Annotated in this window: 12 protein-coding genes and 1 riboswitch; of the genes, 2 read left to right on the top strand and 10 right to left on the bottom strand. The window is 69.8% G+C overall.

The window, feature by feature from the left end:
- From IE245_RS02990 to ctaE, 6 genes are all read right to left on the bottom strand, one after another.
- Positions 1–1395, bottom strand: a complete 1395-nt coding sequence (locus IE245_RS02990; RefSeq protein ID WP_189945105.1) for an aminotransferase class V-fold PLP-dependent enzyme — start codon at positions 1393–1395, stop codon at positions 1–3.
- Between the two features lie 212 nt (positions 1396–1607).
- A riboswitch (SAM riboswitch) is annotated at positions 1608–1724 on the bottom strand.
- Between the two features lie 86 nt (positions 1725–1810).
- Complete coding sequence (gene trpD / locus IE245_RS02985; protein WP_189945104.1) at positions 1811–2875, bottom strand: anthranilate phosphoribosyltransferase; 1065 nt, start codon at positions 2873–2875, stop codon at positions 1811–1813.
- Between the two features lie 130 nt (positions 2876–3005).
- Positions 3006–4631: a cytochrome bc1 complex cytochrome b subunit gene (gene qcrB, locus IE245_RS02980; RefSeq protein ID WP_189945103.1), complete on the bottom strand. Its 1626-nt coding sequence runs from the start codon at positions 4629–4631 to the stop codon at positions 3006–3008.
- A complete protein-coding gene (qcrA, locus tag IE245_RS02975; protein ID WP_189945102.1) occupies positions 4628–5680 on the bottom strand; it encodes a cytochrome bc1 complex Rieske iron-sulfur subunit in 1053 nt (350 codons plus the stop codon). Before qcrA ends, qcrB begins: the two co-directional genes overlap by 4 nt.
- A complete protein-coding gene (gene qcrC, locus IE245_RS02970; protein ID WP_189945101.1) occupies positions 5677–6486 on the bottom strand; it encodes a cytochrome bc1 complex diheme cytochrome c subunit in 810 nt (269 codons plus the stop codon). Before qcrC ends, qcrA begins: the two co-directional genes overlap by 4 nt.
- A gap of 74 nt (positions 6487–6560) precedes the next feature.
- Positions 6561–7181, bottom strand: coding sequence for an aa3-type cytochrome oxidase subunit III (gene ctaE / locus IE245_RS02965; RefSeq protein WP_030497557.1), 621 nt, complete (start codon positions 7179–7181; stop codon positions 6561–6563).
- A gap of 202 nt (positions 7182–7383) precedes the next feature.
- On the opposite strand from ctaE, the gene IE245_RS02960 reads away from it, so the two are divergent.
- The gene (locus IE245_RS02960; protein WP_189945100.1) at positions 7384–7785 is read left to right on the top strand and encodes a response regulator transcription factor; all 402 of its coding nucleotides are present in this window, start codon (positions 7384–7386) and stop codon (positions 7783–7785) included.
- Positions 7786–7802: 17 nt separating this feature from the next.
- On the opposite strand, the gene IE245_RS02955 is transcribed toward IE245_RS02960, so the two are convergent.
- From IE245_RS02955 to ctaC, 4 genes are all read right to left on the bottom strand, one after another.
- The gene (locus tag IE245_RS02955) at positions 7803–9056 is read right to left on the bottom strand and encodes a L,D-transpeptidase (RefSeq protein WP_189945099.1); all 1254 of its coding nucleotides are present in this window, start codon (positions 9054–9056) and stop codon (positions 7803–7805) included.
- Positions 9057–9168: 112 nt separating this feature from the next.
- Complete coding sequence (locus IE245_RS02950; RefSeq protein WP_189945098.1) at positions 9169–9567, bottom strand: cytochrome c oxidase subunit 4; 399 nt, start codon at positions 9565–9567, stop codon at positions 9169–9171.
- On the bottom strand, positions 9564–11297 hold the full coding sequence (gene ctaD, locus IE245_RS02945) for an aa3-type cytochrome oxidase subunit I (protein WP_189945097.1): 1734 nt from the start codon (positions 11295–11297) through the stop codon (positions 9564–9566). Before ctaD ends, IE245_RS02950 begins: the two co-directional genes overlap by 4 nt.
- Entirely contained in the window at positions 11294–12259 is a 966-nt protein-coding gene (gene ctaC, locus IE245_RS02940) for an aa3-type cytochrome oxidase subunit II (RefSeq protein WP_189945096.1), read from the bottom strand. The genes ctaD and ctaC overlap by 4 nt, the downstream gene beginning before the upstream one ends.
- 332 nt (positions 12260–12591) lie before the next feature.
- On the opposite strand from ctaC, the gene IE245_RS02935 reads away from it, so the two are divergent.
- On the top strand, positions 12592–13974 hold the full coding sequence (locus tag IE245_RS02935) for a cysteine desulfurase/sulfurtransferase TusA family protein (protein ID WP_189945095.1): 1383 nt from the start codon (positions 12592–12594) through the stop codon (positions 13972–13974).
- Positions 13975–14164 lie beyond the last annotated feature (190 nt).

Here is a 14164-nt window from a genome sequence, read left to right as displayed (position 1 = left end):
TCAGCCGCGGTCGGGGACGCAGCGGCCTTCCTCGGTGCGGTACTTCCACCGGGCGCCGTCGCGGACGAGCTCCTTCACGGCGCCGACGAACCGCTCGACGTGCTCGTCCGGCGTGCCGGCGCCGAAGCTGACGCGGATGGCGTTCAGAGACCTCTCGCCGGGCGCGGCCGGCTCGGGGGCGCCGCACTCGCCCGGGCCCTGCGGGTCGGAGCCGAGGAGGGTGCGGACCAGCGGGTGGGCGCAGAAGAGGCCGTCGCGGACGCCGATGCCGTACTCGGCGGAGAGCGCGGCGGCGAAGTGGGAGCTGTTCCAGCCCTCGACGACGAAGGAGATGACGCCGACGCGCGGGGCGTCGTCGCCGAAGAGGGAGAGGACCCGGACCTCGGGGACCTCGGCGAGCCCGGCGCGGACGGTGTCGATGAGGTGCCGCTCGCGGGCGACGAGGGTGTCGAAGCCGGCCTCGGTGAGCGCCTTGCAGGCCGAGGCGATGGAGTAGACGCCGATGACGTTCGGGGAGCCGGCCTCGTGGCGGGCGGCGGTGGTGTGCCACTCGACGTCGACGCCGCCGTCGGCCCGGCGCGCCACGGTGCGGGAGGCGCCGCCGCCGGCCAGGTAGGGCTCGGCGGCCTGGAGCCAGTCGGCGCGGCCCGCGAGGACGCCGGAGCCGAAGGGCGCGTACAGCTTGTGCCCGGAGAAGGCGACCCAGTCCACGTCCAGGTCCTTCACCGACACCGGGTGGTGGGGGGCGAGCTGGGCGGCGTCGAGGACGATCCGGGCGCCGTGCGCGTGGGCGGCGGCGGCGAGTTCGCGCACCGGCCACAGCTCGCCGGTCACGTTGGAGGCGCCGGTGACGCAGACCAGGGCGGGGCCGTAGGGCTCGCGGTCGGCGAGGGCCCGCTCCAGGGTCTCGACGGCCTGCGCCGGGGTGCGCGGCGCGTCGAGGTACGTCACCCGGGCGTCGCGCCAGGGCAGCAGGGAGGCGTGGTGCTCGGTCTCGAAGACGAACACCTGGCAGTCGCCGGGGACCACCTGGGCGAGCAGGTTGAGCGAGTCGGTGGTGGAGCGGGTGAAGACGACCTGGTCGCCGTCGCGGCAGTCGAGGAACGCGGCGACGGTGGCGCGGCTCTGCTCGAAGAGGTCCGTGGAGAGCTGGGAGAGGTAACCGGCGCCCCGGTGCACGCTGCCGTAGTACGGGGCATAGGCGGCGACGTCGTCCCAGACGCGCTGGAGGGCGGGGGCGCTGGCCGCGTAGTCGAGGGCCGCGTAGGTCACCTCGCCGCCGGTGACGAGCGGGACGGTGACGTCCCGGCCGAGCACGGGCAGCGGCCCGGTGCAGCAGGCGTCGGCGGTCTCGGCGGCGGCGGTGTCGGCGGCGGTGTTCGGGCGTGCGGACATGGCGGTGTCTCCCGGCGGTTCAGGCGAGTGGCGTGAAGGACCCGCAGGGCGACGCCGACCGGCGTACCGCGTACGGGTGGGGGCCTCGACGCACGGCACCGGAAGGGGACAGGGGCCGCGCGGAGGCGGGAAGAAGGGGCCGGAGGCCCTAGCGCATTCGCTTGCTCACGAGACCGCTCCCTCGAGGACCAGGACCCCAGGGATGGCGCAGGGGTCCGCGCTTGCCGAGGACCTTGCTGTCCACGGCCTGGTCTTCACCCGGGGCACCCCGCCACGGACGGAGGGTTGCCGGACAGCCAGCCGGGGCTTGAGGGCTGTCACTCATGACCTGTCGCCGAACGTATGCCACCGCTCGCGCTCCGCGCAACCCCGTCCGCATTCCGGAACGGGTGTCGCGCGGACCGCGGCGGGCGGCTCAGGCGTTGCTGACGGCGATCCAGCGGTCCAGGGTCGCGCGGGCGGCCCCGGAGTCGATCGACTCGGCGGCCCGCGCCATCCCGGCCCGCAGCCGCTCCGCGAGGGTGCCCTCGCCGGGCTCCAGCGCCGTGAGCGCCGCCGCCGCGTTGAGCAGCACCGCGTCCCGTACCGGGCCGGTCTCGCCGGCCAGGAGCCGGCGGGCCACGTCGGCGTTGAAGGAGGCGTCGGCGCCGCGCAGCGCCTCCAGGGGCGCGTAGTCGATGCCGACGTCCTTCGGGTCGAAGACCTCCTCGCGGACGGCACCGTCCCGGACCACCCACACCCGGGAGGTGCCGGTGATGGTCAGCTCGTCCAGGCCGTCGTCGCCGCGGAAGACCAGGGCCGAGTTGCCGCGTTCGGCGAAGACCCCGGCGACGATCGGCGCCATCCGCGGGTCGGCGACGCCGACCGCCTGGGCCCGCACCCGGGCCGGGTTGGTGAGCGGGCCGAGCACGTTGAAGGTGGTGCGGATGCCGAGCTGGCCGCGGGCGGCGGCCACGTGCCGCAGCGAGGGGTGGAACCTCACCGCGAAGCAGATGGTGATGCCGGCCTCCTCGGCGACCTCGGCCACCCGCGCGGGGGTGAGGTCGAGGTTGATGCCGAGCTTCTCCAGGACGTCGGAGGAGCCGGAGGCGGAGGAGGCGGCGCGGTTGCCGTGCTTGACGACCTTCGTGCCGGTGCCGGCGACGACGATCGAGGCCATCGTGGAGATGTTGACGGTCTTGGCGCCGTCGCCGCCGGTCCCGACGATGTCGACGGCCGGTCCCGGCACCTCGATCGTGTTGGCGTGCGCGTACATGGTCCGGACGAGCCCGCTGATCTCCTCGACGGTCTCGCCCTTGGCCCGCAGCGCCACCATGAAGCCGGCGATCTGGGCGTCGGTCGCCTCGCCGCTCATGATGAGGTCCATCGCCCAGGCGGTGTCGTCGGCGGAGAGGTTCTTCCCCTCCAGGAGGCCGTTCAGGAGGACGGGCCAGGAGCGGCCCGCCGTGGTAGGTCCTCCAGCGGGGGTCACAGCGCTCATGGCAGCTCCTGGTGATCGTGCGTCGGATGCGGGCTCCAGCCTATCGAGCCGCGGGTACGGCAAAGAGCCCCGTCCATCGAATGGACGGGGCTCTCGCCGTGGCGACCTACCTCAGGAGGTCAGGAGGGTCTCAGTGGTGGCCGTGGCCGCTCTGGATCTCCTTGTACTCCTCGAGGGTGGGCTTGGCGACCTGGTTGTCGTCGCCGTAGTAGCCCTTGTTGAGCTTGACCCGGAGCTTCTCCATCGCGCCGATCTTCCGCTTGACGCCGTTCTCGTCGACGGCCGGCGGCAGCGCGGCGGGCTCGTACTGCTCGTGCGCGGTGAGCTTGTACAGCTCGCCCTGGCTGAGCGGCTCGTGGACCTCGACGAACTCACCGTGCGGCAGGCGCTTGATGATGCCGGACTCGCGGCCGTGCAGCACCTTGTCCTTGTCCCGGCGCTGGAGGCCGAGGCAGATCCGCTTGGTGACGATGAACGCGATGACCGGGCCGAGGAAGAAGAAGATCCGCACGAACCAGGTGATCGAGTTGATCGACAGGTGGAAGTGGGTCGCCCAGAGGTCGTTTCCACCACCGACGAGCATGATCATGTACGCGGTGATCCAGGCGACACCGAAGGCGGTGCGCGTCGGAGCGTTGCGCGGGCGCTGCGCGATGTGGTGCTCGCGCTTGTCGCCCGTGATCCACGACTCGATGAACGGGTAGACCGCGATGGCGGCGAGGACCAGCGGGAAGATCGCCAGCGGGATCATCACGCCGAGGACCAGCGTGTGGCCCCACAGGTTGATCTCCCAGCCCGGCATGACGCGGATCAGACCCTCGGCGAAGCCCATGTACCAGTCGGGCTGGGCGCCGGTGGACACCTGGTCCGGACGGTACGGGCCGAGCGCCCAGATCGGGTTGATCGAGGCGATCGCGGCGATCACCGCGATGACGCCGAAGACCAGGAAGAAGAAGCCTCCGGCCTTCGCCATGTACACGGGGAGCAGCGGCATGCCGACGACGTTCTTGTTCGTCCGGCCGGGGCCCTCGAAGTGCGTGTGCTTGTGGACGAACACCAGGATCAGGTGCGCGACCACCAGGCCCAGCATGATGCCGGGGAGCAGCAGCACGTGCGCCGAGTAGAACCGCGCGACGAAGTCGCCGCCGGGGAACTCGCCGCCGAAGAGGAACATCGACAGGTAGGTGCCGACGATCGGCACCGACAGGATCGCGCCCTGCATGAAGCGGACACCGGTGCCGGAGAGCAGGTCGTCCGGGAGCGAGTAACCGGTGAAGCCGGTGAACATGCCCAGGAAGAACAGCAGGAAGCCGAACAGCCAGTTGATCTCACGCGGCTTGCGGAACGCGCCGGTGAAGAAGACGCGCATCATGTGCACGAACATGCCGGCGAGGAAGATCAGCGCCGCCCAGTGGTGGATCTGCCGGATGAGCAGACCACCGCGCACCTCGAAGGAGATGTGCATGGTCGAGTTGAACGCCTCGGACATCAGCTGTCCCTGGAGCGGGACGTACGAGCCGGCGTACTCCACCTCGTTCATCGACGGGTGGAAGAACATCGTCAGGTAGACGCCCGTCAGGATGATGATGAGGAAGCTGTAGAGGCAGATCTCGCCCAGCATGAAGGACCAGTGGTCCGGGAAGATCTTCCGCATGTTGGCCTTGGCCAGCGTGTAGATCCCCAGGCGGCCGTCGGCCCAGTCGGCGACCCGCTCACCGGCGGGCGCCTTCTTCTGCGTGTTGGTCACAGTGCTCATCCGCGCTCCCAGAATGCGGGACCGACGGGCTCGTCGAAGTCGCCGTGCGCTTCGAGGAAGCCCTTGTCGTTCACGCCGATCCGCAGCTGCGGGAGGGCGTGACCGGCCGGGCCGAAGATGACTCGGGCGCCGTCGGACAGGTCGAAGGTGGACTGGTGGCACGGGCAGAGCACGTGGTGCGTCTGCTGCTCGTACAGGGAGATCGGGCAGCCGACGTGGGTGCAGATCTTCGAGAAGGCGACGATGCCCTCGTGCGACCACTCGAGCTCGCGCTTGTCCTTGATGTCCTCCGGCTGGATGCGGACGATCATCAGGGCGGCCTTGGCGATCTCCACCTGGAAGTTGTGGTCGTGCTCCGAGAGGCCCTCGGGCATCGCGAAGGTCAGCGAACCGACGGCGACGTCCTCGGGACGCAGCGGCTCGTGCGTGTTCATGTTGATGAGCAGCTTGCCCTTGGCCCACAGCGTCGTGCGGAGCTTCTTCTCGGGCAGCGGACCCATGTCACGCAGCAGCACGACGCCGGAGAGCGGCACCATGGCCAGCGCGCCGAAGAGCGTGTTGCGGATGAGCTTGCGACGGCCCATGCCGGACTCGGCGGCACCCTGCGCGAAGTCGGCCATGACCTGCGCCTTGACCTCGGGGGTGGCCGCGATCGGGTGACGGTCGTCCGCCATCTCCACGTCGGACATCAGGGTGCGGGCCCAGTGGACCGCTCCCGCGCCGATGAAGAAGAGGGCGAGACCGAGGGTCCAGCCGAGCGCGAAGTTGAGCGCGGACACGTGGCCGAAGGGCCAGATGTACACGATCTTGTCGACCGGGAAGATCACGTACGAGGCGATGAAGCCGACGGTGGCCAGCATCGACAGCACGAACATGAAGGCGACGGCGCGCTCGGAGCGCCGGGCCGCCTTCTCGTCGATGTCCTGGACGCGCGGCTTGTGGGGCGGAAGGCCCGGGTCGGCGAACGGGTTGTCCGCGACCTTCACCGCGCCGTGCGCGGTGTCCTGCCCTGCCGGCAGGTTCTCTTCTGGAATCTCTTGGGTACTCATGACTTCTTGGCCTTAGCGGTGTGGGCCGCGACCCAGATGGCAACTGCGATCAGCGCACCCAGACCGAAGATCCAGGCGAACAGGCCCTCGGAGACGGGGCCGAGGCCACCGAGCGAGAGGCCGCCGGGGCTGGGGGTCTCGTCGCCGTTGACGGCGTTGACGTACGCGATGATGTCCTTCTTCTCCTTCTCCGGCATGGTGGTGTCCGGGAAGGAGGGCATGTTCTGCGGGCCGGTCTGCATGGCCTCGTAGAGGTGCTTCGGGCTGACGCCCTCAAGGCTCGGGGCGTACTTGCCGTGCGTCAGCGCGCCGCCCTCGCCGGTGAAGTTGTGGCACTGCGCGCAGTTGGTGCGGAACAGCTCGCCACCCTTCGCGATGTCGGCGCCCTCGGGGCTGTACTGGCCTTCCTTCGGCGTGGCCGGGCCGGCGCCGAGGGAGGCCACGTACGCGGCGAGCTGGTCGATCTCGGCCTGCGTGTAGATGACCTTCTTCTTCGGGACCTGGGCACCCGGCTGCTGCGCCGGCATACGGCCGGTGCCGACCTGGAAGTCCACGGAGGCGGAGCCCACGCCGACCAGGGACGGGCCGTCAGTGGTGCCCTGACCGCCGGTTCCGTGGCAGCTGGCGCAGCCGACGGAGTAGAGCTTCTTGCCCTCCTCGATGGCGAGGGACTGGGCGGTTTCATCGGCCTTCGCCGTGCCCGCGGGCGCGAACGCGGCGTACAGCCCCCCCGTGGCCGCCAGCGCGAGAAGTAGGACGACGACCGCCGCCAGCGGATGGCGTCGTCGTGCGGAGAGCTTTTTCACGGATTACCCCGGTGTCAGGATCTTCTGCGTCGATGCTTGCTGGATGTCGGTCCGCCGTGACCGGCGGTGACCGACTACTTGATCATGTAGATCGTGGCGAAGAGGCCGATCCAGACGACATCGACGAAGTGCCAGTAGTAGGACACGACGATGGCGGCGGTTGCCTGCTCGTGAGTGAACCTCTTGGCGGCGTACGTCCGGCCGAGGACCAGCAGGAAGGCGATGAGACCGCCCGTCACGTGCAGGCCGTGGAAGCCGGTGGTCAGGTAGAACACCGTGCCGTACGGGTCGGACGAGAGCGAGAGGCCCTCGTGCTTGACCAGCTCGGTGTACTCGAGGACCTGGCCGCCGATGAAGATCGCACCCATCACGAACGTGATGATGAACCACGTCCGGAGCTTCTTCACGTCGCCCCGCTCGGCGGCGAAGACGCCGAGCTGGCAGGTGAGGGAGGAGAGCACCAGGATCGTGGTGTTGGTCGCCGAGAACGGGAAGTTCAAGGCGTCGGCCTTTTCCGCCCAGAACTCGGGACCGGTCACCGATCGCAGGGTGAAGTACATCGCGAAGAGGGCCGCGAAGAACATCAGCTCGGAACTCAGCCAGATGATGGTTCCGACGCTGGTGAGGTTCGGTCGATTGACCGACGGGTGCGCGTGCCCGGTATCTACTGTCGTTACTGTCGCCACGACCGACATTATGTCGGTCGCTTATCCCGCCCTCACTCCGGGGGGTGCCGTTCGGAGTGTCAGGGGGGTGTGTCCAGCCCGAACGGCCCATCGCGCGGGCCTCCCGGCACCCTTCGAACAGGTGTTGAACGGGTGTTGACGGGGTGTGGACCGGAGTAGCATCCCGCGCACCGGTCGAGGACGACCGGCCCGCCTTCCGGACGGAGGAACGATGCAGTCGAGTGCCACGGTCCTGGTCTACAGCGACGACGCGAACACCCGGGAGCAGGTCCGGCTCGCCGCCGGGCGGCGGCCCGCGGCCGACGTGCCGCCCGTGGAGTTCGTGGAGTGCGCCACGCTCCCGGCCGTGCTCAAGCGGCTCGACGAGGGCGGGATCGACGTCTGCGTCCTCGACGGCGAGGCCGTCCCGGCGGGCGGCATGGGCGTCTGCCGGCAGATCAAGGACGAGGTCTTCCACTGCCCGCCGGTGCTGCTGCTCATCGGCCGCCCGCAGGACGCCTGGCTGGCCACCTGGAGCCGCGCGGACGCCGCGGTCACCCTTCCGGTGGAACCCGTCGAGTTCGCGGCGTCCCTGGCGGCCCTGCTGCGCTCCCGCCTCTCGATCGGGGCGTGAGCCGGCGGGGCCGGGCCCTAAAGTGACGGCCTGAGGCGGGCCTTGGCGTCTTCGGTGGCGGTGGGGTCGCCCTTCTCGGCGACCAGGGCACTGCCCCGGCGCCACTTGTCCCAGGACAGGTTCCAGTCGCCGAAGCCGTTGCCGAAGGGGTCCATCGTCTCGCCGTAGCTGTTGACGGTCTTGACGATGTCGCCGGGGCGGACGGTCTCGTAGAACCAGGCCGCGTTGCCGGTGGACATGCCGACGCAGCCGTGGCTGACGTTGGCGACGCCCTGGGAGCCGACGGACCAGGGGGCGGCGTGCACGTACTCGCCGCTCCAGGTGACCCGTGTGGCGTAGTACACCGGCAGGTCGTACGACTCCGCGCTGCCCTCGGCGATGCCGATGCTGGTGCCGCGCATGCGGACGTAGTACTCCTTGCCGAGCACCACTTTGATCCCGTTACGGGTGGAGAAGCCCGGTTTTCCGGTGGTCACCGGAATGGTTTTGATCACTTCTCCGTTGCGCCGCACGGTCATGTGGTGGGTCCCGGCGTCCGCGACGGCCTCGATCCGGTCGCCGATCTTCAGCCGGAGCGGCTTGGACGGGCCGCCGTAGAGCTTGTCGCCGACGCGGAGCCCGTCGAGGTTGCCGGTGACCGAGACGAGCGCGCCGGCCGGCCAGTACTCCTTGGGCCGGAAGTGCAGCTTCTTGTCGTCGACCCAGTACCAGGAGCCCTCGACGGCGGGGGTGGAGCGGACCTTGAGGGCCCGTTCGACGACGGCGCGCGCGGCCCGGTCCTTGACGGCGAGGCTGAGGTCGGCGGTGATCGGCTGGCCGACGCCGTACGTGCCCGCCTCCGGCCCGAAGGTGGCGGTCAGGGCCCTTTTGGCCGGAGCCGTCTCGAAGGTGTACGTACGGGCGCCAGGGGCCCCGTCCCCGTCCTCCGTGGCCACCCTGACGGTGTAACGGGTCCCGGCGGCCAGTGAGCCCGTGGAGCGCCACGTACGCCCGTCCGCGGTCAGTTCGCCCGCCAGGTGGCGGCCCGCCGCGTCGGTGGCGGTGACGTCGCTGATCCGCCCGTCCTCGCCCTTGGAGGTGATCTCCAGCGGCTTCTCCGGGTCGAGACGGGTCCCGTCGGCCGCCGCGAAGACGACCTGGTCGGCGGCGTCGTACGGGCTCGCCGACAGCGGATGGCCGTCCGGGCCCGCACACGCCGTCGCGCCCGCGGTCACGGCGAGGGCCAGGAGTGTGCAGCTCAGAACAGTCCGAATGCGCGGCGTGTCGTTCATGACCTCACGCTAAGGACAGTTCCCCGCCCGGGCGCGCCGAGCGCGGCAAAAGAGGGGCCCGGCCGCTTCGCGTACGAAGCGTCCGGGCCCCTCGGGGTGTTACGGGGTACTGCTACTGGTTCTGGTTCTCACCGCGGTAGAACTCGAAGACCCAGCCCCAGATGCCGACCAGGATCAGCGGGGCGGAGAAGTACATGATCCACCAGCCCATCGCGACCGAGAGGAACGCGAGCGCTCCGCCGAGGGCCAGCGACAGCGGCTGCCAGCTGTGGGGGGCGAAGAAGCCCACCTCGCCGGCCTCGTCCGCGACGTCGGCCTCCTTGTCGTCCTGGGCCATCGCGTCGACACGCTTGGCCGTGAAGGCCAGGTAGTAGCCGATCATGATGGAGAGGCCGAAGGCCAGGAAGAGCGCCGTCGTACCGACCGGCTCCTTGCTCCAGACGCCGTACAGGATCGCCATGGCAAGGATGAAGACGCTCAGCCAGATGAACATCTTGCCCTGGATCTTCACTTGCCGGCCTCCTTGCTGCCCGTGAGGGCCGCGGCCTCGTGCGGCTTGTTCTCCAGCTGGTCGACAGCCGCGATCTCAGGGTGGTGCAGGTCGAACGCCGGGGATTCGGAACGGATCCGCGGCAGGGTGAGGAAGTTGTGCCGCGGCGGCGGGCAGGACGTCGCCCACTCGAGCGAACGGCCGTAGCCCCACGGGTCGTCGACCTCGATCTTCTTGCCGTACTTGGCGGTCTTCCACACGTTGTAGAAGAACGGCAGCATCGACATGCCGAGCAGGAAGGACGAGATCGTCGAGATCGTGTTCAGCGCGGTGAAGCCGTCGGCGTCCAGGTAGTCCGCGTAACGACGCGGCATGCCCTCGGCACCGAGCCAGTGCTGCACCAGGAACGTGCCGTGGAAGCCGATGAACAGCGTCCAGAACGTGATCTTGCCGAGGCGCTCGTCGAGCATCTTGCCGGTGAACTTCGGCCACCAGAAGTGGAAGCCGGCGAACATCGCGAAGACGACGGTGCCGAAGACCACGTAGTGGAAGTGCGCCACGACGAAGTACGAGTCGGAGACGTGGAAGTCCATCGGCGGCGAGGCCAGGATGACGCCGGTCAGACCACCGAAGGTGAAGGTGATCAGGAAGCCGATCGTCCAGAGCATCGGCGTCTCGAAGGACAGCGAGCCCTTCCACATCGTTCCGATCCAGTTGAAGAACTTCACGCCGGTCGGTACGGCGATGAGGAACGTCATGAAGGAGAAGAACGGGAGGAGCACGCCACCGGTGACGTACATGTGGTGCGCCCACACCGTCACGGAGAGACCGGCGATCGCGATGGTCGCGGCCACCAGGCCGATGTAGCCGAACATCGGCTTGCGGCTGAAGACCGGGATGACCTCGGAGACGATGCCGAAGAACGGCAGGGCGATGATGTACACCTCTGGGTGTCCGAAGAACCAGAAGAGGTGCTGCCAGAGCAGGGCACCGCCGTTGGCCGCGTCGAAGACGTGGGCACCGAACTTGCGGTCCGCCTCCAGGGCGAACAGCGCGGCCGCCAGGACCGGGAAGGCGAGCAGGACCAGGACACCGGTCAGCAGCACGTTCCAGGTGAAGATCGGCATGCGGAACATCGTCATGCCCGGAGCGCGCATGCAGATGATCGTGGTGATGAAGTTGACCGAGCCGAGGATCGTGCCGAAGCCGGAGAAGGCCAGACCCATGATCCACATGTCGGCGCCGACGCCCGGCGAGCGGACCGCGTCCGACAGCGGGGAGTAGGCGAACCAGCCGAAGTCGGCCGCACCCTGCGGGGTGAGGAAGCCGGCCACCGCCATGATCGAGCCGAAGAGGTACAGCCAGTAGGCGAACATGTTCAGCCGCGGGAACGCCACGTCGGGCGCGCCGATCTGCAGCGGCATGATCCAGTTCGCGAATCCGGCGAACAGCGGCGTCGCGAACATCAGCAGCATGATCGTGCCGTGCATCGTGAACGCCTGGTTGAACTGCTCGTTCGACATGATCTGCGTGCCCGGACGGGCCAGCTCGGCGCGCATGAAGAGCGCCATCAGGCCGCCGATGATGAAGAACACGAACGAGGTGACCAGGTACATCGTACCGATGGTCTTGTGGTCGGTGGTGGTCAGCCACTTCACCACCACATTGCCGGGCTGCTTGCGGCGGACGGGCACCTCGTTCTCGTACGAGTCCTCAGCCGCGGCACCCTTGGTTTCGTTGGGGATGCTCACAGTTGGTTCTTCTCCGCGTTCCTGGCCGGGTCCGTCTGCTCGATGCCGGACGGGATGTAGCCGGTCTGGCCCTTCTCGGCCAGCTCCTTCAGGTGCGCCTGGTAGCGCTCCGGGGAGACGACCTTGACGTTGAAGAGCATCCGGGAGTGGTCGACACCGCACAGCTCGGCGCACTTGCCGAGGAAGGTGCCCTCCTGCGTCGGGGTCACCTCGAAGACGTTGGTGTGACCCGGGATGACGTCCTGCTTGAAGAGGAACGGCACCACCCAGAAGGAGTGGATGACGTCGCGCGAGGTGAGGACGAAGCGGACCTTCTCACCCTTCGGCAGCCACAGGGTCGGGCCCGGGTTGCCGGTCTGCGGGTTCCGGTCGCCGGGGATGCCGGCGACGTTGACGCCGCCCGCGTTCTCCGGGAAGTCCTTGATGTACTTGTCCGGAATGGACGCGAGGTTCTTGTCCGTCTTCGCGTCGCCCTCGACGCCGGGCACGTTCTCGATGTAGTTGAAGCCCCAGCTCCACTGGTAGCCGACCACGTTGATCGTGTGGGCCGGCTTGTCCGAGAGGGCAAGAAGCTTCGACTCGTCGCGCGCGGTGAAGTAGAAGAGCACCGAGACGATGATGAGCGGGGTGACCGTGTACAGCGCCTCGATGGGCATGTTGTAGCGGGTCTGCGGGGGTACCTCGACCTTGGTCCGGCTGCGCCGGTGGAAGATGACCGCCCACAGGATGAGGCCCCACACCATGATGCCGGTGAGGAGCGCGGCGGCCCAGGAGCCCTGCCACAGGGAGAGGATCCGAGGCGCCTCTTCCGTGACGGGGGTGGGCATGCCGAGGCGAGGGAAGTCTTCCCAGTTGTACGAGCAGCCGGTGGCTGTCGCCAGGATCAGGCCCGCAGTCAGCACCTGCGGCAGCTTCCGCCGCATCGGGCGCCGCGACGAGCGGTCGGAGCCGTTGGGACTCACGTAGCGCCTTCCCGAGAGTCTCGGCCCGCGTTGGTCGGCCACGGCCGTCCGTCTCGCTGGTCGGTCGCCGCCCCGGCCGCGGGCAGGGGTTTGGATGTTTATGCGGACCAAACCCTACTGGACGCTATTTGGGGTCGCGCGGGGAGGGTGCCCAACGCGCCGTCCGAGTCCCCGAAGGGGTGGACGGGAACGTTCCGGAGAGGGACCGGAAGCACCCGTCCGGGGGTCTCAGGACCCCTCGGCGCGCCCTCCTGACGGGGCTTCACGCACGGTGCCCCGGGGATCCGCGGGGCGCGGGCCGACCGGATCGGGCCAGGCCCTACGGTGGGCGGATGCCGTACTTCGACGCCGCGTCCGCCGCTCCCCTGCACCCCGTCGCCCGTCAGGCGCTGCTCGCCTCCCTCGACGAGGGGTGGGCCGACCCCGCCCGGCTCTACCGGGAGGGGCGGCGGGCCCGGCTGCTGCTCGACGCGGCGCGGGAGGCCGCGGCGGAGGCGGTGGGCTGTCGCCCCGACGAACTCGTCTTCACTCCTTCGGGAACGCGCGCGGTCCACTCGGGCGTGTCGGGCGCGCTCGCCGGGCGTCGGCGGGTGGGCCGGCGGCTCGTGGTGTCGGCCGTCGAACACTCCTCCGTCCTGCACGCGGGCGAGGCGCACGCGGCGGCCGGCGGCGAGGTGGCGGAGGTCCCGGTCGGCCGGACCGGGGCGGTGGACCCGGCGGCCTTCGCGGCGGCGCTGGACGAGGGGACGGCCCTGGCCTGCCTCCAGACCGCCAACCACGAGGTCGGCACCGAGCAGCCGGTGGCCGAGGTCGCCGAGGCCTGCCGGGCGGCCGGGGTGCCGCTGCTCGTGGACGCGGCGCAGTCGCTGGGCTGGGGGCCGGCCCCGGAGGGCTGGTCGCTGCTCGCGGCGAGCGCGCACAAGTGGGGCGGACCGGCGGGTGTGGGGCTGCTCGCGGTGCGCAAGGGCGTCCGCTTCGCGCCCCAAGGCCCCTCCGACGAAAGGGAGTCGGGGCGCGCACCCGGCTTCGAGAACCTGCCGGCCATCGTGGCGGCGGCGGCCTCCCTGCGGGCGGTGCGGGCCGAGGCGGAGACGGAGGGCGCGCGGCTGCGGGCCCTGGTGGACCGGATCCGGGCGCGGGTGCCGGAGCTGGTGCCGGACGTGGAGGTCGTCGGCGACCCGGTGCGGCGCCTCCCCCACCTCGTCACCTTCTCCTGTCTGTACGTCGACGGGGAGACGCTCCTCACGGAGCTGGATCGGGAGGGTTTCTCCGTTTCGTCCGGTTCGTCGTGTACGAGCTCGACGCTGACGCCCAGCCACGTGCTGCGCGCGATGGGCGTCCTGAGCGAGGGGAACGTACGGGTCTCCCTGCCGGCCGGCACGGAGGAGGCGGAAGTCGACCGCTTCCTGGCGGTGCTGCCGGGGGTCGTCGCGTCGGTACGGGACCGGCTGGGCGCGGTGCCCGCGGCGGCCGAGCCCGCGCTCGCGGAGGAGCTCGTCGTCGACGCGGTCGGGAAGCGGTGCCCGATCCCGGTGATCGAGCTGGCGAAGGTGATCGGGGCGGTGCGGGTGGGGGGGACGGTGGTGGTGCTCGCCGACGACGAGGCGGCCCGGCTGGACATCCCGGCGTGGTGCGAGATGCGGGGCCAGGAGTACGTGGGCGTCGCCCCCGCGCCCCGCGGCGCCCACGCGTACACGGTCCGCCGCACGACCTGACGACCCGTGCCGCCGTTCCGTTGCGGGCAGGCGTTCCGCCAGGGGCGATGGGGGTCCCCCCCTGCTCGAGCGAAGCCGAGAGCTCGGGGGAGGGCGGGCACAACGGAACGGCACCCTTGCGGGTGCCTCCGCTCCTGCGCCTGGACCCGCACCGGTACGGCGTCGTACAGCAGGTGCGGGTTCAGGCGCT

The sequence above is a fragment of the Streptomyces roseolus genome (genome assembly GCF_014649855.1).
GTDB classification, from domain to species: domain Bacteria; phylum Actinomycetota; class Actinomycetes; order Streptomycetales; family Streptomycetaceae; genus Streptomyces; species Streptomyces roseolus.
This window is presented reverse-complemented; position numbering and strand designations above follow the sequence as displayed.